This window comes from Streptomyces sp. NPDC031445 (genome assembly GCF_055581365.1).
Genome location: NZ_JBVIJO010000021.1, coordinates 76,676 through 97,808, shown reverse-complemented (window position 1 = coordinate 97,808; position 21,133 = coordinate 76,676). Strand labels below are relative to the sequence as shown.

Below are 21,133 nucleotides of genomic sequence, written 5' to 3'. Positions count from 1 at the left end.
AGGCCCGCAGGTGAGGTGAGCGGCCGGCGAACGGTCCGCGCTCCCACGACCGCGGCGAAGGGCGGCCGCCGGTGCCCGTGGACGCGCGGCCGGACTGGCACATGCGGCTGTCGTCCAGGTCCGCTGAACCCGTGACCGATGCGGTCAGCCGAAGAGCCGGTACGAGGCGCGGTAGATGGGGTCCGTCTGCGCGAGGATGTCCCGGCGCACCTCGTGCATCCGCTGGTAGAGAGGGTGGTTTCCGGGGTCGGGACGGAAGACGGCTCCGGGGCGGACCATGGCGTCGACGGCGTCGTCGAAGCTCGCGTACAGGCCCACACCGACCGCGGCGCAGATCGCCGCACCGAGGCCCGCGGCGTTGTTGACGGCGGCACGCACGGCGGGGACGCCGAAGACGTCAGCGAAGATCTGCATCATCACGTGGGAGTGGGAGCCGCCGCCCGAGACGATCGTCTGCTGGTAGTCCGTGCCGAGTTCGGCGCCCATCGTCATGGCGTGCCCGTGCACGGTCAGCGCCAGCGCCTCCAGGATGGAGCGGTAGATGTGGAACCGCCCCTGCCGGCCGTCGAAACCGAGGATGGAGCCCTTGCGGTACGGGGCGTCGGTGGGAGCGAGCCAGTCGAGCACCGTCATCAGGCCGTCCGAACCGGCCGGAACGGTGGCGGCTCCGCGGTTGAGGGCCTCCTCGACGGACATTCCTTCGCGGGCCGCGGCCTGCGCCGCCTCTTCACCCAGCAGGTCGCGGAACCAGCTGACGGTCCACATCCCGCGCCGCACCCCGAAGCTCTCGTAGAGGTACTCGTGGGGCCGGCTCGCGTAGTTGGTCCAGAAGCCGGTCGCGTCCTTGACGTTGCGGGCCCCGGTGGCCATCCCGGCCACGTAGGTGCCCAGGGAGACCAGCAGGGTGCCGGGGTCGCTCAGACCGCAGCCGAGTGCCTCGACGGCCTTGTCGTTGGCGGTGGCGACCACCGGCAGGCCGGCCGGGATCCCGGTGTGCGCGGCCGCCTCGGCGGTGACCTCTCCGAGTACGTCGCCGGGCTGCACCGTCTCGAAGAGCATCTCCCGGGGGATGCCGTACTTCGCCAGCTCCGCGTCGTCGGCCGTCCACCGCCAGGTGTCGGAGTCCATCGGCCACATGCCCGCGTAGTTGGCCGCGGTGTCCCTGCTCCGCCCGGTGAGGCGGCGGGTGATGTAGCCGGAGGAGGTGGTGACGTACCGCACCTGCGGATCGGTGTGTTCGTACGGGCGCGAGACGCGCTCGTCCATCCAGCTCATCACCGGGCTCGCCAGAGTGCCGTCGGCGCGCAGCAGGGCGCGGCAGAAGCGGATGGTGCACAGGCCGACGCCGACGATGTCCGCCGGGTCACCGGGAAAGGCGGCCAGGGCGCGCCGGCTGGCCTCGCCGATGGAGGTCCACAGGTCGTCCTGCGGGTGCTCGATGATCCCGGGGCGCGGGGTGTCGTAGGGGCGCAGCGCCTGACGGCCCTCGCACACGACGGTCCCGGACTCGTCGAAGATGGTGACCTTCGAACTCTGCGAGCCGTTGTCGATGCCGATGAGGTAGCGCGCCATGCCTGCTCCGTGTGTTTCTCGGGCCGTGTGCTCCGCCGTGGGAGCCGTACGGACGCGGCCCGGTCGCGACGTCCGCACGACGTGGGCCGGGACCGGCTGTCGGTCCCGGCCGGGTGTCAGCCCTCGATCGGGAAGATCGTGCCCTTGTTCATGATCCCGTTGGGGTCGAAGGCCGCCTTGAGCTTCGCCAGCATGTGGTAGGCGCTGCCGTGCTCCTCCTGCGTCCAGGCGGTGCGGTACTTGCCGATGCCGTGGTGATGGACCATCGAGCCGCCGACCTTCAGGGCCTCCTCGACGATGATCGCGTTGATCGGGATGTGGTACTTCTCGATCTCCTCGCGCGGCTCGCAGTCGATGTCGTAGTCGTACACGAAGTAGAGGTTCGTGCCCGTCTGGTAGCTGTGGGACGAGTGGGCGCCCAGCATGGTGAGGTCGCCGGCGTGCGGATACTCGCTGCGGATGCGGCGCATCACGTTCTCGTACAACTCGACGGTGCGCGACCAGTCGGCGGAGACCTCGGTGGTGTAGCCGAGGTGCCGGTCCGCCAGCATGCTCGCCTTCTCGGCCTCTATCTTGTCCGAGCCCCAGTTGAGGTTGTCGAACCAGGTGCGGATGAGGTCCGGATCGACCTTCTCGTGCGGGTACTGGTCGATGACGCGCTCGATCTCGTCGCTGGTGGCGCGCACGATGCCCTTGGGCCCCTCGGCGACGAAGACCACCACGCACTTGCCCTGGTGGAAGTGGGCGAAGTGCTGGCGGGCGTCCTCGGGCGAGTACAGCCGGACGACCGAGGGCCGGAAGCCGCCGGTCACGACCTCCCGGATCGCCGCGATGCCGGTGGCCATGTCGTCGACCAGGAAGCCGTGGAACTCGTTGTTCTCCGGCATGTACTTGAAGACCTTGACGGTGACCTCGGTGACGTAGCACAGGGCACCCTCGTTGCCGATGACGATGTGCCGGATGTCCGGGCCGGTCGAGCGGCGCGGGACGTTCTTGATCCGGCTGACCGTGCCGTCGGGGAAGACCGCCTCCAGTCCGACGACCATGTCCTCGATCGCGCCGTAGAGCGTGGAGAACTGGCCGATGGAACGGGTCGCCACCAGGCCGCCCATCTGGGCCAGCGGCTTGGACTGGGGCGAGTGGCCGGTGGTGAGGCCCTGCGCCCGCAGGGTGTCCTCCAGCACCTGGAGCGGCACTCCGCACTCCGCGGTGACCTGCATGTTCTCCACGTCGATGGACACGATCCGATCGAGGCCGGAGCCGTCCAGGACGATGGTGTCCTCGACGACGGTCTCCAGACCGCCCTCGGTCCCGGTGCGGCCGGTGCGGGCGACGACGTTGACGCGGTTCTCGTCGGCGAAGGCCAGCACGGCGGCCACGTCCTGCGTGCTTCCGGCCTCGACGATCGCGGCGGGGATCGGCCCGTCGAAGATGCCGTGCACCGACTGGTACTTCTTGAAGCGGTCGACGCTCGCCAGGCGCAACTGCTCCTCGTCGGTGACCACGCGGGCGGGGCCGACCAGCTCCCGGAGGCGGGCGACGATCTCGTCGCGGCTCAGCTTCGATGCGGACTGGACCATGGGGATCTACCTCGTATCTGCGGGTGGAGGGGGGCTGAACCGCTCAGCGGACCAGGTATCCGCCGTCGACGGCCAGGACGTGGCCGTTCACGTAGTCGGAAGCGCGGCTGGCCAGGAACACGGTCGCGCCCATCAGGTCGGCGACCTCTCCCCAGCGGCCGGCGGGGATGTGGTCCAGGACGCGTTGGTTGGTCTCGGGGTCGGACCTGGTCGCTTCGGTGATCTTCGTGGCGAAGTAGCCGGGGGCGATCGCGTTGACCTGGATGTTGTGCTGGGCGAGTTCGTCGCAGTACGCCTTGGTGAAGCCGACGATGCCGTGCTTGGTGGCGGCGTAGGCGGGCGACCACTGGCCGCCCAGGAAGGAGAACATCGACGCGATGTTGATGATCTTCCCGGAACGCTGCGGGATCATGTGCGCGATGGCCTCGTGCGCCAGCTCGAACGCGGCGGTGAGGTTGACCGAGACCATCGGGTCCCACTCGGCGCGGCCGAAGTCCTCGACCTTGGCCAGCTTGGAGATCCCGGCGGAGTTCACCAGGATGTCGACCGATCCGAAGGCGTCCACGCAGCCCTGGACCACCTGCCGGGGAACGTCCGGGGCGGTGATGTCGGCCTCCAGGAACTCCATCCGGCGGCCTTCGGCCTCGATGAGCCGGCCGGTCTCGCCGCCGTCCTCCGCCAGGGCGGGGACGAAGACGTTCGCGCCGGCCTTGGCGAGCGCGAGGGAGAACGCTTGCCCCAGGCCGGTGTTGCCGCCGGTGACGATCGCGTTCTTGCCGTCCAGGGAGAAGAAGTCCCGGGAGAATTCGGTGATGTTCATGAGTGCTGCACCTCGTCGTGCTGGTGGGTGGACCGCTGGTGACCTCGTGCCGCCGCGGGCGGCTGGCCGGCGTCAGCCGGCGGGCCACTCCACGGCCAGGTACTGGGTCTCCAGGAACGCCTCGATGCCGTCCGTAGCGCCTTCCCGGCCCAGGCCGGACTGCTTGACACCGCCGAAGGGGGCGGCGGGATCGGACAGCAGGCCGCGGTTGATCCCGACCATGCCCGCCTCGATCCGCTCGGCGATCCTGACGGCACGGCCGAGGTCGCGGGAGTACACGTAGGCGGCCAGCCCGTACGGGGTGTCGTTGGCCGCGGCCACCACCTCGTCCTCGTCGTCGAACACGGCGATCGGGGCGACCGGGCCGAAGACCTCCTCGCGCATGATCCGCGCGTCCGGGGTGACGCCGGACAGTACCGTCGCCGGGTGGAAGCAGCCCGGCCCGTCGGGCGTGGGTCCCTGGGCCGTGACGGTCGCACCCCGCTCGACCGCGTCGGCGACGAGCGAGTGGATCTTGTCGATCGCCGCCTGGTTCACCATCGCCCCCAGCTCGACCCCGTCCTCCAGACCGGGGCCGATGCGCACCGCCTCCATCGCCTCGCCGAACTTGCGGGTGAACTCCTCGGCCACGTCCCGGTGCACGTAGAAGCGGTTGGCGGCGATGCAGACCTCGCCGCCGCCGCGCATCTTGGCGTCCATGGCGCCGCGCACGGCGGCATCGACGTCGGCGTCGGCGAGCACGATGAACGGCGCGTTGCCGCCCAGCTCCATCGTCGTGTTCTTCACCGTCTCGGCGGCCTGCCGCAGCAGCAGCTTGCCCGTCCCCGTGGAACCGGTGAAGGAGAACTTCCGCACCCGCTCGTCGTCCATCCACACGCCGACCACCTCGGCCGCCCGGTCGGTGGGCACCACGTTGAAGGCGCCCGCCGGCAGCCCCGCCTCGTGCAGGATCGCCGCGATCGCGATCGCGGTCAGCGGGGTCTCGGGGGCAGGCTTGAGCACGACCGTGCAGCCGGCGGCCAGGGCCGGCGCGGCCTTGCGGGTCACCATGGCGGCGGGCAGGTTCCACGGGGTGACGTGGGCCGTGACGCCCACCGGCTGCTTGCGGATCAGGTGCCGGAAACCGCCGGAGGGGGAGTCGCCGAACCCGGAGCCGATGCGCACGGCCTCCTCGGAGTACCAGCGGAAGAACTCCGCGGCGTACCCGACCTCGGCCCTGGCATCCCGCAGCGACTTGCCGTTCTCCCAGACCATCAGCTTCGCCAGCTCGTCGATCCGCTCGTGCATCAGGTCGTACGCACGCCGCAGGATCTCCGCCCGCTGCCGCGGGGCGACCGAGCGCCATACCGGGAACGCCGTCGCGGCCGCGTCCACCGCGGCGACGGCCTCGGCGGCGCCTGCGGAGGAGACCTCGCGCAGGAGCCCGGCGGTGGCCGGGTCGACGACGGGGTAGCTGCGCCCGTCCGCCGCCGGTGTCCAGGCTCCGTCGATGAACAGGTCGCCGGCACCGGCCGAGGCCGTGGCGATGTCGCTGATGTCCATGGGGGTATTCCTCGCTCGTGGGCTGTGCCGTGAGGCCCGGGAGAGGCCGTGCCGCGCTGCCCGTGCCGGAATGGGCCGCAGCGCCGCCGCCGCATCCCGATGGCCGAAAGGCCCGGTCGGCGCGGCACGGTGGGACCCGCGGGTCGTGCCGAATGTACGGGCGGTTCGAAGAGCCGGACAAGGCGGCATCGAAGATCGCAACAATGGTTGCGCTGGCGACAACCGCCCCCTGAGCAGCGCCCCCGCCGGCGGGCCGACCCCACCGTGTCCCCGGTGGCGATGGCGATCGCCGCCGGGACCGTTGAACAGCTCGTCCGGCATCGCGGTCCCGGCCTTCGGCCGCAGTACCGGGTCAGCGGAGACCTCGTCACCGGGTCCGGGTGTTCTCCCCGACCGACCGTCCTCGTCGGCCGGTCACAGGGCGGGAGCGGCCCGCGGACCGGACGGCACCCAGCCCAGCTGGATCGAGAGCCGCAGGGCGGTGCGAGCGGTGGCGCGGCCCGCCTCGGCCGTCCGCGGACCCAGACGCTCCACGGGCCCGGACACATTGACCGCGGCGATGACCCGGCCCCGGTAGTCACGTACCGGCGCGGAGACCCCAACCAGTCCCGGTTCGAACTCCTCGTGCTCCTCGGCCCAGCCGCGCCGCCGAACGGTCTGGATCTCCGCCCACAGCTGCGGCAGCGTGTGAACGGGTGAGGCGGGCCTCCCGGGTGACAGGTCCAAGTCGGAGCCGAAACGCACGTACAGCTCGTCGGGTGTGGCGTCGACGAGCAGGGCCCGCCCCGAGGAGGTGCAGGCGGCCGGCACCCACTGGCCCTCCCAGTCGTGAGCGCGGTAGGAGTGCCCGGACAGGGACAGCAGCGTGAGCACCTGCCGGTCGCGCAGGACGCACAGGTGCGCGGTCTCCTCCAGGTCCACGGCGAGGTCCTGCACCAGCGGCTGGGCCAGCCGGAACAGGCGCTGCTCACTGGTGCGCCCGACCAGTGAGAACAGTCGCCAGCCCACGCGGTACTCCAGGGTGCCCGGATCGCGTTCGACGATGCCCTCGTCGGCCAGCGCCCGCAGTGCTCGGGAGACCTGGCCCTTGTCACGGCCCACCATCTGGGCGATCCGGACCACGCCGAGACCTCCGCCGTTCGCGCGGGCCTCGTCGGAGGCCAGCGCTTCCAGAAGTTCGAGGTCCCGGCGCAGTCCGCGGCCGCGGCCGTCGGAGACCGGGCCGCGGGGGTCCGGCAGGCCCGGCGACGCCGTGGCGGGGGTGGTGGGCGGGCCCTGACCGTCGGGCGCGGGGCCCGACTCGCCCGACATGGAAATGCTCAGCACGGGGCCAGGGTAAACACACCGCGAACCGTTCGCGGTTGTCGCAAGCGCAACTGTGATTGCGATTACCGTTGCCGCCTTGCCGCTGTCTCCCGCACCGGCCTAGATTCCGGAGCAGGCCCGGCCCACGCCCCCCGCGGCGACGGCGCACGGGCTGTCGTACGCCTCCGACCAGCGTGTCCGCCGGGCCCGGGGGTTTCTCCCGGACGCGTTCCGCGTCACATGGACACCACTGGTACCGCCTGTCGAGGAGCTTCGGCATGACCTTCGCCCGCACCGCGCTGATCGGCGAGTCCTTCGTCGGTCAGGGCCCCAACGCGGCCCACACCAACATCGTCCTCGGCCGCCGCGGCGGTCCCGTGGAGGGTGCCTGGGCGACAGCCCTGGCCTCGCCCAGCGCCGGATACGCGCCGTTCGTCACGGTGGTGCGCCCCTCCGTCCCGGTCAAGCCCTTCACCCTCTTCGTGAACAAGGCGGAGGCCGAGGGCGAACTGCACGAGCGCGCCACCTGGGGCTCCGCACAGGCCGGTCTCGCCGCCGGCGTCAGCGACGCGGTCGCGCAGGGCCTGATCCCGGCGGACGAGGTGGAGGAACTGCTGATCATCGCAGCGGTGTGGGTCAACCCCCAGGTGGACGACCTGGACGAGTCCTTCCGCAACCAGCGGACCGCCGCCTACGAGGCTGTCGCAGCCGCCGTCCGCTCCCTGCCCGGCATCGACGAGATCCTCGGTATCGCCGCGGCCGGACCGGCCAACCCCTTCTACACGCCGAGCGCCGAGCAATTGGCGGCCTCCGCCCCCGGCACGGCCCGTCACTGAGCCGTCGCCCGTGCGGCCGGACCACCCGCCCCGGCGGCCTGTCCGGACTCCGACCCCATCACATAGCAGCGAGGGAAAACCATGCAGATCGGATTCATCGGCCTCGGGAACATGGGCGGGCACATGGCCCGCAACCTCATCGAAGCCGGCTATCCGGTCGTCGTGCACGACGTCCGGGAGGCCAGTGCCGCCCAGCATACAGCCCTGGGCGCCGCCTGGGCGGCGACCCCGGCCGACTGCGCCGCGAAGGCCGACGTGCTGATCACCATGCTGCCCAACCCGCGCATCGTGGAGGACGTCATGCTGCGTGGAGGGGCGGCTGCCGCCCTGCCGGAAGGAGCGCTGTGGATCGACATGTCCACCTCGACTCCGGAGGCCGCGCGCAGGGTCATGGACGAGGTACTGGAACCCAGGGGCCTGCGGATGCTGGACGCCCCGGTGAGCGGCATGGCCAAGGGCGCCCGCACGGGCACCCTGCAGATCTTCGTCGGCGGCACCGAGGCGGACTTCACCCGTGCGCTGCCGGTCTTGGAGGTCATGGGAGACCCGGAGCGGATCATGCGCGTCGGCGACCAGGGCAGCGGCTACACCGTCAAGCTGATGATCAACCTCCTCTGGTTCGCCCATCTGGTCGCCACCTCGGAGGTGCTGGCAATGGGCGTCAAGGCCGGTGTCGACCTAGGAGTGCTGCGTTCCGCGCTGCTGGCGAGCCCCGCCGCGTCCAACTTCCTCGAGAACGACATCCTGTGCATCCTGGACTCCGGTGACTACGACGAGTCGTTCGCGATGGCGCTGGCCTGCAAGGACCTGGGCCTCGCCGTCGACCTGGGCCGGGACGTGGGCGTCTCCACCGAGCTGTCCGCCCTGGTCGAGCAGATCTACCGCCGGGCCAGGGCCCGCTACGGCGACCTGTCCGGTGAGATGGTCCCGGTGAGGCTGTACGAGGAGCTGGCCGGCCAGGACTTCCGGCTGGCCGGCATCGAGGCGGCGGCCTCCTGAACTCCTGCGAACCATAGAGATCCCAACGCGCGTGTTCCCGGACGGGACACGCGCGTTGTCGTTTGCGCGGGCGGGGGGTCGCCCGGCGATCCCACTCTGTCGGGGACGAGGCGTCGTCGTGCCCACTGCCGGAACGGCCCCGGCCCGGTCTCCGCACGGACTCGTAACGCGGACCGGGCACCGCACGTTCGACTCGGCGCGGGGCACACGAACTTCCCGGTCCCCGCATCCTGATCGATGCCCGGCGACGCTGTCGCGCCTGTCACGGCGAGACGCTTCGCCACGGCACGGCCGACCGGGCGCCGGGACGCACGACGCCCGCATCGGTGGGCAGCCTCCCGCGCTCACGTGCGGTCTGGTGCGGCCGCCCGCCGGTTCCCGCGCCCTTCTCGAAGGCCGTCCCGCACGACACTCAAAACGCCCGTGGCCACGGCAGACATATCTGTCGTGGCCACGGGCGTCCTCGGTCCCGGGTGTGCCCGGGGCGGTCAGCCGTGGTGGGGACGCGCGCTCCGGGCGGCCTGCGCGAGGTCCATGTCCGTGGTCTCCGGTGCGAGGAACTGGGAGATCAGGCCGCCGAGGGCCAGGACACCGGCTCCCGTCCACATCACGAAACCGACGCCGAAGTGGTTGAGGCCGATGGGCAGCAGAAAGGTGCCGATGGCGGCACCGACGCGGCTCATCGCGGCCGCGAAGCCCACGCCGGTGGTGCGGACGGAGGTCGGGAAGACCTCGAGGGGGTAGACCGCCGTCAGCGCGCTGGATGCGGCATTCAGGAAGATGAAGAACAGGAAGCCGATGACGACGACCGGGGTGGAGTCGGGCCACAGGGCGACCACCGCCAGGCTGGCGGCGGTGATCCAGAAGGGCGGGATCAGCAGCTTGCGGCGGCCGATGCGGTCGACGACCGCGGTCCCGAGCGCGACTCCCAGTACCGCGGTGACGGAGTAGACCAACAGCGCGGCGGTAGCGTCGTCGCCCAGACCGAGCGCGTCGAAGACCTTGGTCCAGAACGTGCCGATCGCGAAGTACGGCAGTACCAGAAAGGCCCAGAAAGAGCTGGAGAAAACGGTGCTGCGAATGTGTCTACGGCTGAACAGGGCCCGAAAGCTGTCCTTCCTCTCCGCGTCGGCCACCTCCGCCTCGACGTCGATCTCCATGCCGTACCTCGCGATCAGCTCCTCGGCCTCCGCCCGCCGGTCCTTGCTGAGCAGCCATCGAGCCGACTCCGGAACCCCTCCTCGCAGTGCCAGGCAGATCGCGGCGATGATCGCGCTGCTGCCGAGCGTCCAGCGCCAGCCGCCGTCCAGGTGGGCCAGTCCTGCGCCGACGATCGTGGCCACCATGTAGCCGACGTACCAGCTGACCTCCAAGCTGGCCAGCAGGCGGCCGCGGTTGCGGCGTGGAGCGTACTCGGACAGCAGCGGGGCGCCGATCGCGTATTCGCCGCCGATCGCGATGCCCATGACCAGCCGGACCACGAACAGCTGCGGACCATCCGTGACGAAGAACTGGATGACCGATCCCACCAGGAAGATCATCATGTCGATCAGGAAGACCGGCCGACGGCCCAGCCGGTCGGCCAGCCATCCGAAGACCGGGCCGCCGACGAAGATGCCGATCAGCGGCGAGGCTCCGATCAGACCCTGCCACAGGGTGGAGAGGTGCAGGTCGGCGGTGAGCGCGGCAAGAGCCATGCCGATGCCGCCGATGATGTAGCCGTCGAGGCCTTCGCCTATCTGCGTGGCCAGCTTCAGCTTGAGCAGCAGCCGTCTGCGGTCGCGGTCCGCGGTGGTGGACTGTGGTTGAACCGGGGTTTGTCCGACGGGCGTCATTGCCATGTCAGGCTGTCCTTGTCATCGAAAGTTCGATTGCCCTTGGTGGCGCTGGGCGGACGGTGACGCAACACGCGGGCTACCCGTCCGGGCTGCCATGAAAGTAAGGTCGGCCACGGTCGAGAACAAGATCGGACCACATATCGCAACCATGGTTGCGCCAGCGGCAACCGCACTGCCGAAGACCACCGGCAGCGGGACACGACAATGCGCGTGATCTGTTCCCGGGCCACCAGGCGGACGAGGTCCGCCTCGTGTGCCGACGGCGCGCCCTGCGCGGTGCGGCGAGTGGTCGCCGCACGGCTGAGGTTGCGCAGCGGCCGGCCCGTGGCCGGGTGACGGACATCCGGACCAGCGGGCGCGGTCGGCGCTGTCGTCCTGCGCATCGGCGGCGAGCAGGGCCCGGCCCTCAGCTGTCCGTGGGCGTTTCCGCCCGCTCGTGGTGCCGTACCTCGGTCCCGGCGGCGAGAAGGTGCGCGCACAGCGGCGCAGGGGGTACGCCGCCCAAGCAGTCCGCGCCAGCGGCGAGGCTGCGCACGGTGCTGGGCGGCAGCGGCCACTCGACGGCGGGGTCCGGCGCGTGAACCGTTCGGCTGTGCGCCGGATTCAAGGGTGTGCTGCGCCGCGGGTCCTCGCCGTCACGGCCGGCTTTCCGGGCAGGGCGATACGAACCTGAGTTGTCACACGGTGTTTGGTGACGAGAAGCAGGTCAGTGAGATCGCTTCATCCTGAATTTGCAGGTCACGGGGCTGGTGTGGCCGGTCATGGGGGTGCTCATGCTGGTCGGTGGCGTGATCGGTAGCAGGTGATCGTCTGATCATGGAGCGATTCGCCGGAACTGCGGCCGCAGGGGGTCAGTGCCGTCTACTGACCACGGAATCAAGGGAGTTCACAGGACGGGAGAGGGGGGCGACCGGTGGCTGCGGTGCAGACGTGGGCGATTCGGCGGCGGGTCGTGCTGGCGGACCGGTTCGAGCAGCTGGGCAAGGACTGGCGGAGACGGAAGCCGAGGTGGCCCGCCTGGAGCAGGCCGCAGTGGCGGGCCGTCGCCCGGCGCGAGGCACACCAGCGCCACTGTCGGCGGCCGAGCACGTCGGGGAGGCGCCGGAGCGGATCGCATCCGAGGTGGCGCCGCAGCTCACTGGAAACGCGCTGCACCACGTGTCCTGCCTCACACTCGAGGTCGCTAGGCAACCTCTCCACCGCTTGAATCTTCTCCTTTCGAGTGAAGATCCTGAAGAGGCGGCCTCGCCTGCTCATAATCCTGACCCTGGCCGTGGTGGCGGCCGTGACGGTGACCGTCGTCATGGTCATCCAGGCGAACAAGATGGAGACGCTCTCCCCGGGCGAGGAACGCGACCGGGCCGCGTCAGGAGCACGCGTACCGTCGGGGCAGGTGGACTGCCGGAAGGTCAAGTGCATCGCGCTCACCTTCGACGGCAATCCGGGCGAACCCACCGACCGGCTGATGGACCTCCTGAAGGAGTACAAGGCGCCGTCGACGTTCTTCCTCGAGGGCCGGCGCATCCACAAGTTCCCGGATGTGGTGCGGCGGATCGCCAAGGACGGCCACGAGATCGGGGACCACACCTGGACGCACGCGGTGCTGACCGATGTCTCTGATGCGCAGATCCGCGACGAGCTGCGCCGCACGGCACGGGCCATCTCCGGCATCACGGGCAGCGAGCCGATGCTGATGCGCCCGCCCCAGGGCCGCACCGACGACCGCGTCTCCAAGGTCTCGAAAGAACTGGGGATGGCACAGGTGCTGTGGACGGTGACCGCGAAGGACTACGAGACGGATGACACCGCGCTGATCACCAGGCGCGTACTCGAGGGCGCCGGCCGCGACGGGATCATCCTGCTCCACCCGCTGCACAAGGGCACCGTGCCGGCCATGCCTTCCATCCTGAAGGCGCTCAGCAAGCAGGGCTACACCTTCGTGACCGTCTCCCAGCTGCTCGCTCCGTCCAAGGCCGAGCCCGGCAAGATCTACAAGTGACTGACTGACGCGCGAAGCGTCCGCCTCCCTGGGCCCCTCGCCACCGCGGGAGCGGCGGCCACCGGTTCCGCCGAGCTCCGGCGACTCGTTCGGCATCCCATTTCAGGTGCGGTCGGTCGTGAGGGCGCTCGTGCTGGCCGGTGGCGTGATCGGTAGCAGGTGATCGTCCGTCACCGGGAGACCTCGGCGCGAGTGAGGACGAGCGGAGCCAGCAGCAGCATGGTGGCGTGACGGGCGTTCAGGCGCAGCTTGGTGAGCACGCGCCAATTTTTCACGTCGGCGAATCCATGCTCGTTCGCAGCGCGTTCGCGGGCCACGAGCTTGTTCGCCCCCTTCTGCGCGCGGGTCAGACGCCGGCCGCGTGCGGCGCGGTAGCCGGTGATGATCACCGGGTTGTCCCGGTCGTCGTCGAGACCGAGGAAGCCGAGGTTTCCGACGGGTCGTCAACTCGCAAGCACGGTGAGCAGTTTTACTGAACCCCTGAGGGTCTTCGCCACGTTCGGCCTACTGGGCTCTTCTCAACTTCCCATGTCAGCACGGCAGTATGGATGACACCGAGGCCGTCAACCTCCTGGCCGCCCTCGCCCTCACCCTCACCGAAGCCGTACAAGCGGCGTCGACGAAGGCGTACGTGATCCTGGGCGGGACCTATGTCCCGCTGGAGAGCGGGAAGTTACTGTATCTGGCCACCGTCATCGACCTCGCCTCACGCCGGCTGGGCGATCGCGGACCACATGCGCGCTGACCTCGTCACCGACGCCCTGTCCGCCGCCGAACGCACCCGCGGCAGCCTCGCCGGAGCGGTCATGCACACCGACCACGGAGCCCAGTACACGAGCAGAGCGTTCGCCGACGCATGCCGCAGGACAGGCGTGATCCAGAGCATGAGCGCCCTCGGCAGCTCGGCGGACAACGCGCTCGCTGAGTCCTTCAACGCCACCTGCAAGACGGAGACCCTCCAGGACTGCGGTGCCTGGACCGACGAGCGCGAAGCCCGACTCGACCTGTTGCGCTGGCTGCACCGCTACGACAGGGTCTGCCGCACGATCGGGTGACATCTGAACTGGCTTGCCCTATGGGGCGGGTGAGAAGGATGTCGCTGTGCTCAAGCCTTATCCGGAAGAGTTCCGCGAGGACGTCGTGCGGGTCGCGAGGAACCGCGGGCCGGGTGTGAGGTCGAGCAGGTGGCCACCGACTTCGGAGTCCATCCGATGACGTTGTGGAAGTGGATGCGTCGCGCGGACATCGACGACGGGACCACGCCCGGGGTGACCAGCCAGGGAGCGCCGAGCTTCGGGAAGCGCGTCGGCGGATCAAGCTGCTGGAGCAGGAGAACGAGGTCCTGCGCCGGGCCGCGGCCTATCTGTCGCAGGCGCACCTGCCGGGAAAAGGATCTACCCGCTCGTGAAGGAGCTGGCCGTGGACGGGGTGCCCGTCACGATTGCGTGCCGGGTGCTGAAGCTCGCCAGACAGCCCTACTACCGCTGGCTGGACCAGCCGGTGACCGATGCCATCCTGGAGGAGGCGTATCGCGCGAACGCGCTGTTCGACGCGCACCGTGACGACCCGGAGTTCGGCTACCGCTTCCTGGCCGACGAAGCGCGCGGCGCCGGGGCCGTGATGGCGGACCGGACTGCATGACGGATCTGCCGGGACAACCGCTGGTGAAGCGTGTTCGGCAAGAAGCGTGGCAAGGGCAAGAAGGCCGGCCCGCCGGTGCACGACGACCTGGTCCGTCGTGACTTCACCGCGACCTGTGCGAACCGGCTGTGGCTTGCCGACATCACCGAGCACGCCACCGGCGAAGCCAAGCTCTACCTTCGCGCGATCAAGGACGCCTTCAGCAACAGGATCGTGGGCTACTGCATCGATGCGCGGATGAAGTCCCCCCTGGCCGTGGCAGCCCTGGACAACGCCGTGGCCCGGCGTGGAGACGTCGACGGGTGCACTCTGCACAGCGCTCGCGGATCGCAGTCCCGCTCCCGGAAGTTCGTCCGGGCGCTCGACCGCCACCGGATGGCCGGATCGATAGGGAGGGTCGGAGCTGCTGGCGACGACGCAGCCATGGAGTCCTTCTTCAGCCTGCTGCAAAAGAACGTCTTCGACCGCCGTGTCTGGGCCACCCGCGAAGAACTCCGGATCGCGATCGTGACCTGGATCGAGCGGACCTACCACCGACGCCGCAGATAAACGTCGCTCGGCCGGCTGACACCCGTCGAATTCGAGACCGTCATGACCACGCCGGCCCTCAAGGCCGCGTGACCGCACCTGTCACCCGAACCTGCATCAGACCCCTCGGCTCGAAGAAGCTCATTCGCCGCCGACACCATGGTGAGAATGGGCACCTCCCACCCGTCGGTACGAAGCCAACTCCTACCGAGCCACGTTGCTGGCCCGTGACGTGATCCGCCTGGGCTACGTCGACAAGGGCGGTACCCGCGCAGCGTCGGAACGCGAGACACCGATAGCCGCTTGTCTCTCCTGCCGGAGCTGATCCCGGAACCTCGCCGGGGCGCGGCAGTCTGCGTCGGGCCTGCACCGGCACCAGTCGGTGCGACACATCTGGGTGTCTGTAGAACCGTCCCATTTCATGGAAACGGACACAGTCACGGACGCGCGCTCACCCAGGACGACGGCCCGCTCCACCTCTCGGCCTGTAGCCCCTACGAGCGGCACGGCGCGCGTGGCCCGGGCTGAAGGCTACCGTGGGATGTCGATGTCGACCGCTCCGGGTGTGCCCCACCGACGGCACAGGCCCAGAACCGAGTCGTCACCTTTCGGCCTGGGTGCTGTAGAAGTAGTCCCGGTTCCAGACGATCTTCCCGTCCAGCACCCGGGTCAACGCCATGACGTCGAGCACACCCAGCACATTGCCGTCCTCGTCCATCATTTTCTGGATTCGCTGGCTCAGCACCACGCCTTCATGCTCGGCGATGCTCTTGACCTCCACGTGGTACCTCGCGGCGCCCGATTCGATGCGGGCATGGTCGAGGAACGCCACCAGGTCCTCAAGGGTCACGACGGGTGCAGTCTCCGTAAAGGCCGACTCCCATGTCACGTTCTCGTGCATGGTCTCACGACAGGCAGATATCGCATGCTCACACGTAGGGCCGAAGTTCTCCCAGAATACACGGACCACCGAAATAGAATCCACACTGCTCACTACATAAACCCCAATCAGCTACTAGGCCAGACAAAGACGGCATAAACGACGTCGTGCCCGACAGCGTGTCAACCAGTGCTTGCCTAGTCAAGCACATTAGGGCTCGAGGAAGCCGCGGCGAGACCGGCCGAGCGGACGGGCCACCGAAATCACTCGCTCGCGTGCTCCTGTCGCGCTGGCCGGCGCAGTGCCAGATCAGCCATCGTCCGGACGACTGGCAGCTCCCGGTGACCCCGCTCTCGGCCGTCCGACTGTCCCGGTGGACCCCCGTCGCCCGCTCGGCTTCGCCCATGGCGAGCCGAAGCGCCCCGGCGTCGGCACAACACGCGCTGGCTGTGTTGCAGGCGTGAACGCAGGAGTGGGCGACATAGATGTAGCCACTCGCGGACCAAGAACCTGGTGTCGTCCGCGATCAGCGCCGCACCGGGATCCCGGGCCTCCACAACTTGGCTAGACGTTTATCCAGGTCTGCTGCTTGTGATGGTTGCCATGAGGTCCGGTTGCCCCTGTTTCCCGACGGTGTGCTCGCGTGCTCGGCGCTTGTTCTTCATGCCGATTGGTCGGCCCGGACCTGCCGTGCTGGGTTTCGGTGCACCGGCCGGTTGAGGTGCCTTGCCGTGGAGGCGGCGAAATCCTCGGCGGACCCGGGCAGGGGTGAGACGTCCTTGGCGTGCGGGCCGCTCCCAGGGTCTGCGAAGGTCCTCGGCAAGGGGCCGGGCCAGGCGGAGCTGGGTGTGGGCGGCGATGAGCAGCCAGGTCCAGCGGTCGGCGGCGGCCGGCTCGCGGAGTCCGGGAGTCGTCCAGCCCAATGTCTGCTTGCATCGCCGCGCCGCGGCTGCCCGTCCACCTGATGCCGGGCGGGCAGCCGGACGCGACGCGGGCCGAGCAACCGCGCACCTGGTGGTGCGCGGCAGCAGTCGGGGCGCTAGCGGCGAAGGCGCTACTTGAGAAGCGGTGGCACCGTCGGGACTTCCATCGCGTTCGCGATGTCGGCCGGCGTCAGCTTGAAGTTCTCGGGGTAGGCGTCGCGCCGCGTACGGCGAGCGGGCTCGGTCGTACGCCAGGTGTACAGGCAGCGGCCGCACTGGAGCACGTCCCACACCCCGGGGACGGGTGAGGTGGCGAGCCGGGCGACCGTGTCGAAGGCACAGCGGGGGCACTCGGCAGGCGGATTGCTCATGGGGGTGTCCTTTCAGGGGAGCTGGGAGGTCGTTCAGGCGCGGCCTGCGAGCATGCTCTGCAGCCGGGCCGCCCACTGCGCGGTCTCCGGCAGGTCCTTGGCGGGTGTGGAGAAGTTGCCGCGGACGTCCGGCGATACCGGCGTCGTCGCGTCGATGATCATCTTGCTGGTGATGCCGGCGGGTTGGGCCGCCGGGGCCAGCTCCAAGACGGACAGGTTGGGGATGACGACAACGTCGTCCTTCGGGTTGACCTTGGCCGACATCGCCCACATGACCTGCGGCAGGTTGAAGGGGTCCACGTCCTCGTCGACGAGGATCACCTGGGACACATAGCCGAGTCCGTGCGGTGTCGTCATGGCGCGCATGCCGACGGCCTTGGCGAAACCGCCGTACCGCTTGGCCGTGGAGATGATCACCATGAGGCCGTGTGTGTACATGGCGTTGACGGCCTGCACTTCGGGGAACTCGGCGCGCAGCTGCTTGAGCAGCGGCACGCACGTGTTGGGGCCGACGAGGTAGTCGCACTCGGTCCACGGCATGCCGAGGTAGAGCGATTCGAAGACCGGGTTCGTACGGAAGGAGACGCGGTCGACGCGGATGACGGGCATGCGGCGCCCGCCCGAGTAGTGGCCGGTGAACTCGCCGAAGGGGCCTTCTATCTGCCGCTTGCGCGACTCGATGACGCCTTCGATGACGACCTCGCTGCCCCAGGGCACGTCGAAGCCGGTGAGCGGCGCGGTGGCGATCGGAGCGGGTGCCTGGCGCAGTGCGCCGGCCATCTCGTACTCGCTGTGGTCGTAGGCCATCGGCATCCCGGCGACGATCGCCATCACCGGGTCGTTGCCGAGAGTGATGGCGATGGGCAGGTCCTCGCCCTTCTCCTCGGCCTTGCGGAGGTGCTGTGCGACGTCGTGCATGGGGACCGGCTGGAAGGCGAGCCGGTTGGTGCCGATCACCTGGATGCGGTACGTGCCGACGTTCTGCTTGCCGAAGTGGCCGGGATCCTCGGGGTCGCGGGAGACGACGGCGGCCTTGTCGAGGTAGAAGCCGCCGTCGCCGTCGTTGAGGCGGAACAGCGGGAGCACCGAAAAGAGGTCGACGGCGTCGCCCTCCTGGGTGTTGTCGCGCCAGGGCGCGTCCTCGCGGCGCTCGGGCGCGACGGGGAAGGCGTCCCAGCGCCGCGCGAACTCCTCCACCTGTTCCTTGACCGGTGTGTTCCTCGGCAGTCCGAGTGCGAGCGCGTGGTTGGCCCAGGAACCGTGCACGTTCATTGCGATCCGGGCGTCGGTGAAGCCCTTGACGTTGTCGAAGTAGAGGGCGGGGGCGTTCTCGCCGATGCGGCCCGTCGCGTTGGCGGCGGCCGCGAGATCGGGTTCGGGCAACACCTCGTCGGAGATGCGCAGCAGCTGCCCCTGCTTGTCCAAGGTGTCGAGGAAGCTGCGCAGATCGTCATAAGCCACGGGGAACTCCTTCACGGGGGTATCGGATGTCAGGCGGCGTCGCGGGCAGCGGTGCGGGCCGCGCGCATTCCGGCCCAGCGCCGCGCGGCGGGCGCGGGCAGCTCGAACTGGTCGAGGATGCGGGCCACCACGTGGTCGACGATGTCGTCGACGGTGCGCGGATGGTTGTAGAAGGCGGGCATGGGCGGCACCAACTGCACGCCCATCCGGGCGAGTTCCAGCATGTTCTGAAGATGGATCTCGCTCAGCGGGGTCTCTCGCGGGACCAGGACGAGTCTGCGCCGCTCCTTCAGCACGACATCGGCGGCGCGCGCGACCAGGCCCTCCGCGTACCCGGTCCTGATCCCGGCGAGGGTCTTCATCGAACACGGCACGATCACCATGCCGTCAGTGCGGAAGGAGCCGGATGAGATGGTGGCGCCCTGGTCGTCGGGGTGGTGCGTGACATCCGCGAGTGCGGACACCTCGGCCACGGACAGACTGGTCTCCAGCTCGATCGTCGTGCGCGCCCACCGGGACAGGACGAGATGCGTCTCCACGTCCGGCAGCTCGCGCAGATTCTCCAGGAGCCGGACACCGAACGGGGCGCCCGTCGCCCCGGTCACTCCCACGACCAACCGCACAGGACCACTCCTCACACGTTGCTGACCTGTGCTTTCACGCTAAGAGGCGATCCGGCCGCGGTGGCGGTACGCTCGGGACTCGCGATGGGGAAAAACGGACAGGATCGGCCGCCCGACGTCAGGGACCTGGCTTACACCCCGGCCGTCGGCGCACCGGCCGGGGTCGAGGTGATGGAGCTCGCCGCCCTGTACGAGCGGGCACGCCGCCACGGCAACGACCCGTACGCGCCGCTGCGCCCGTCCTTCCACCAGCTGATCGGCGCCCGCGACCGGCCGCTGGTGATGGCGGTGGACTTCGTCGAGTACGAACTGCGGCCGGGATCGTGGCTGTGGATCCGGCCGGGACAGGTACAGCGGTTCGGCCCGGATCTGAGGTCCGCGGACGGGGTGATCGTGCTGTTCGAAGCGGGATTCCTGCCGCCCGCGACCGTGGCGGCGGCGCACATGGACCCGCCGTATGAGCAGCGGCCTCTCACGCCCGAGGGCCCGGACGCGGAGGGCGTGCGCCGAGCCCTCGACCATCTCGGATACGAGTACGGCCAGCTGGCCTCGCTGCCGCTGGAGACACACACCGAAGTGCTGCGCGCCCTGCTGTCCGTCCTGGTGATGCGTCTCGCGCAGGCCCGCGGTCCGGCACCGGGTGCCGCCGCCTCGTCCGAGGTGTTCCGCCGCTTCCACGCGGCCGTGGAGCGAGACCACGCGATGACCCGCCGCGTGCAGGACTACGCGGTGGCGCTCGGCTACAGTCCGCGCACGCTGACCCGGGCCACGTCCGCCGCGACCGGCCGCACGGCCAAGCAGTACGTCGACGACCGGTTGCTGCTGGAGGCCAAGCGACTGCTGCGGCACAGCGGCCTGATGGCCAAAGAGGTCGCGGACCGCCTCGGCTTCGTCGACGCCAGCGACTTCACCAAATTCTTCCGGCTGCGGACGGGCGTGACGCCGGGGGCGTTCCGCGGCGGTAGGGACCTCAGGTGATACTCAGCGCGAGGCAAGGTGGGTGCGCCGGCGGCTCTGTCGCCTGCACATTGGTCGGCTCGTATCCCTTGCCGATCTCCTCCTGGGAGACCTCGCGGTCCTCCAGCTCGCACACCTCGTGGTAGCGGACCCGTCCCTGGTCGGTCACGTGGTACTGGTGAACCGGATGCTGTGGTCCTCTGTGGCGCCGACCACCTGGATCGGCACACTTCCAGCCCATGAACGCCGTCAGCGGCCCGCATCTGTCCGCACACCCGCGCCCGGCCCGCGTGGCGTACGCAGCCGGCCCGTGATCGGGCCACCCGTTCGGCTCAGTGTGCGTGGGCCGGCAAGAGGGCACTCCGCTGGGTGCGTTGTGAACGCCCACTGGGCGGTGGTGTCGCGGCCGGCCCCCGAACGCCTGCGCGCGCCCGCACAGCGAGGGACGGCTACCGCCCCCGGCTGACTCAGCCATGCGCGTCATGGAAGGTGGGCCGCCCCGCACGAGGCGACCCACCCCGGCGTCATCTACCGCCGCGCGAGGTCAGTCGCGGTGTCCGTCACGGTGGTCATCGCCGTGGCGCCAGCCGTCACCCCGGTGTCCGCCGCCATGACGCCAGCCGTCACCGCGGTCGTCGCCGCCGCGGTGCCGGTCGTCGCCGCGGCGGTCGCGGTCGTAACCCCAGGACACCTCGTCGACAAGCCAGTCGCGGTCGTCGCGCAGGGTCGCGGTGTCGGAGTGGTTGTCCCACACATCCGCCCGCCGGTCCTGGTACACGTCCGACCTGGTGTCGCGACCGATGCCGGTGTGGACGCGGACGGTCGCGCGGCCGTTCAGCCGGTAGTGGTCGAAGGTGTAGGTGTGGCCGTCCTTGTCGGAGAGGGTCCAGCCGTCCAGATTCACCGCCCGCCGCGAGTCATGGGTGAGCTCCACCCATTCGCCGTTCAGCGAGCAGTTGGAACGGTCGTCCCGGCCCGGGGAGCCGTACTACACCGCCGGGCGGTACTGGCGGCCGTGGTGGTCGGCGGCCGAAGCCGGCGGCGCCACCGCCCCCACCACCGCAGCGGCCACACCGGCGAGGGCGGTCAGACGACGGACGGAAGAAGAAACGGACACAGAGGTCCCCCTTCAAGGTGCGCACGCCCAGCCCAACCCGCGGCATCGAAGCCACGGTTCAGCCCGGTGCGTTGTGCTGGTGCGCAGCCGGTCAGCCGCGCACCCCGCCGGCCGGTACCTGCTCACGTTGACGCCGAAGAC

Annotated in this window: 15 protein-coding genes and 5 pseudogenes; 6 read left to right on the top strand and 14 right to left on the bottom strand. The window is 69.6% G+C overall.

All coding sequences use genetic code 11. The features are described from left to right. Nucleotides 1-144 precede the first annotated feature (144 nt). The 5 genes from ACZ5DC_RS37640 to ACZ5DC_RS37620 all read right to left on the bottom strand — a co-directional run bounded on the left by ACZ5DC_RS37640 (nt 145) and on the right by ACZ5DC_RS37620 (nt 6,840). A complete protein-coding gene (locus ACZ5DC_RS37640; protein ID WP_468660472.1) occupies nt 145-1,572 on the bottom strand; it encodes an FGGY-family carbohydrate kinase in 1,428 nt (475 codons plus the stop codon). Between the two features lie 116 nt (nt 1,573-1,688). Then, nucleotides 1,689-3,152 carry an FAD-binding oxidoreductase gene (locus ACZ5DC_RS37635; protein ID WP_468660470.1) on the bottom strand — a complete coding sequence of 488 codons (1,464 nt, stop codon included), beginning with the start codon at nt 3,150-3,152 and terminating at the stop codon, nt 1,689-1,691. A gap of 43 nt (nt 3,153-3,195) precedes the next feature. Then, nucleotides 3,196-3,972 (bottom strand): SDR family NAD(P)-dependent oxidoreductase, encoded by a 777-nt coding sequence (locus ACZ5DC_RS37630; protein WP_468660468.1) that lies wholly within the window; start codon nt 3,970-3,972, stop codon nt 3,196-3,198. 72 nt (nt 3,973-4,044) lie between these two features. Beyond that, nucleotides 4,045-5,514 (bottom strand): NAD-dependent succinate-semialdehyde dehydrogenase, encoded by a 1,470-nt coding sequence (locus ACZ5DC_RS37625; RefSeq protein ID WP_468660466.1) that lies wholly within the window; start codon nt 5,512-5,514, stop codon nt 4,045-4,047. Between the two features lie 414 nt (nt 5,515-5,928). Then, a complete protein-coding gene (locus ACZ5DC_RS37620; RefSeq protein ID WP_468660463.1) occupies nt 5,929-6,840 on the bottom strand; it encodes an IclR family transcriptional regulator in 912 nt (303 codons plus the stop codon). Nucleotides 6,841-7,097: 257 nt separating this feature from the next. Between ACZ5DC_RS37620 and fae the strand changes: the two genes are divergently transcribed. Both fae and ACZ5DC_RS37610 read left to right on the top strand, forming a co-directional pair. Next, on the top strand, nt 7,098-7,655 hold the full coding sequence (gene fae / locus ACZ5DC_RS37615) for a formaldehyde-activating enzyme (RefSeq protein WP_468660461.1): 558 nt from the start codon (nt 7,098-7,100) through the stop codon (nt 7,653-7,655). An 81-nt stretch (nt 7,656-7,736) separates the two neighbouring features. Continuing rightward, nucleotides 7,737-8,654 (top strand): NAD(P)-dependent oxidoreductase, encoded by a 918-nt coding sequence (locus tag ACZ5DC_RS37610; protein WP_468660459.1) that lies wholly within the window; start codon nt 7,737-7,739, stop codon nt 8,652-8,654. Nucleotides 8,655-9,142: 488 nt separating this feature from the next. Here ACZ5DC_RS37610 and ACZ5DC_RS37605 read toward each other — a convergent pair whose 3' ends face one another. Next, nucleotides 9,143-10,495 carry an MFS transporter gene (locus ACZ5DC_RS37605; RefSeq protein ID WP_468660458.1) on the bottom strand — a complete coding sequence of 451 codons (1,353 nt, stop codon included), beginning with the start codon at nt 10,493-10,495 and terminating at the stop codon, nt 9,143-9,145. Between the two features lie 1,219 nt (nt 10,496-11,714). On the opposite strand from ACZ5DC_RS37605, the gene ACZ5DC_RS37600 reads away from it, so the two are divergent. Continuing rightward, entirely contained in the window at nt 11,715-12,491 is a 777-nt protein-coding gene (locus ACZ5DC_RS37600; protein ID WP_468660456.1) for a polysaccharide deacetylase family protein, read from the top strand. 170 nt (nt 12,492-12,661) lie between these two features. Here the strand turns inward: ACZ5DC_RS37600 and ACZ5DC_RS37595 are convergent, their stop codons facing one another. After that, on the bottom strand, nt 12,662-12,880 hold the full coding sequence (locus ACZ5DC_RS37595) for a hypothetical protein (RefSeq protein ID WP_468660454.1): 219 nt from the start codon (nt 12,878-12,880) through the stop codon (nt 12,662-12,664). A gap of 257 nt (nt 12,881-13,137) precedes the next feature. Here ACZ5DC_RS37595 and ACZ5DC_RS37590 point away from each other — a divergent pair. Together ACZ5DC_RS37590 and ACZ5DC_RS37585 are read left to right on the top strand one after the other, a co-directional pair. Beyond that, a pseudogene (locus ACZ5DC_RS37590) lies at nt 13,138-13,522 on the top strand (transposase); the annotation flags it as partial. A 70-nt stretch (nt 13,523-13,592) separates the two neighbouring features. After that, nucleotides 13,593-14,753, top strand: a pseudogene (locus ACZ5DC_RS37585) (IS3 family transposase). A 508-nt stretch (nt 14,754-15,261) separates the two neighbouring features. Here ACZ5DC_RS37585 and ACZ5DC_RS37580 read toward each other — a convergent pair. From ACZ5DC_RS37580 to vdcB, 5 genes and pseudogenes are all read right to left on the bottom strand, one after another. After that, nucleotides 15,262-15,561, bottom strand: a complete 300-nt coding sequence (locus tag ACZ5DC_RS37580) for a hypothetical protein (protein ID WP_468660452.1) — start codon at nt 15,559-15,561, stop codon at nt 15,262-15,264. Nucleotides 15,562-16,112: 551 nt separating this feature from the next. After that, nucleotides 16,113-16,481: pseudogene (locus ACZ5DC_RS37575) on the bottom strand (NF041680 family putative transposase); the annotation flags it as partial. Between the two features lie 113 nt (nt 16,482-16,594). Continuing rightward, nucleotides 16,595-16,834 carry a non-oxidative hydroxyarylic acid decarboxylases subunit D gene (locus tag ACZ5DC_RS37570; protein ID WP_468660450.1) on the bottom strand — a complete coding sequence of 80 codons (240 nt, stop codon included), beginning with the start codon at nt 16,832-16,834 and terminating at the stop codon, nt 16,595-16,597. Between the two features lie 33 nt (nt 16,835-16,867). Continuing rightward, complete coding sequence (locus ACZ5DC_RS37565) at nt 16,868-18,295, bottom strand: non-oxidative hydroxyarylic acid decarboxylases subunit C (protein WP_468660448.1); 1,428 nt, start codon at nt 18,293-18,295, stop codon at nt 16,868-16,870. Nucleotides 18,296-18,324: 29 nt separating this feature from the next. Next, entirely contained in the window at nt 18,325-18,918 is a 594-nt protein-coding gene (gene vdcB, locus ACZ5DC_RS37560; RefSeq protein ID WP_468660447.1) for a non-oxidative vanillic acid decarboxylases subunit B, read from the bottom strand. Between the two features lie 84 nt (nt 18,919-19,002). Between vdcB and ACZ5DC_RS37555 the strand changes: the two genes are divergently transcribed. Further along, nucleotides 19,003-19,896, top strand: coding sequence for a helix-turn-helix domain-containing protein (locus ACZ5DC_RS37555; protein WP_468660445.1), 894 nt, complete (start codon nt 19,003-19,005; stop codon nt 19,894-19,896). Between the two features lie 58 nt (nt 19,897-19,954). On the opposite strand, the pseudogene ACZ5DC_RS37550 reads toward ACZ5DC_RS37555, so the two are convergent. Both ACZ5DC_RS37550 and ACZ5DC_RS37545 read right to left on the bottom strand, forming a co-directional pair. After that, nucleotides 19,955-20,103, bottom strand: a pseudogene (locus ACZ5DC_RS37550) (Ku protein); the annotation flags it as partial. Between the two features lie 316 nt (nt 20,104-20,419). Beyond that, a pseudogene (locus tag ACZ5DC_RS37545) lies at nt 20,420-20,947 on the bottom strand (lamin tail domain-containing protein). Nucleotides 20,948-21,133: the final 186 nt, after the last annotated feature.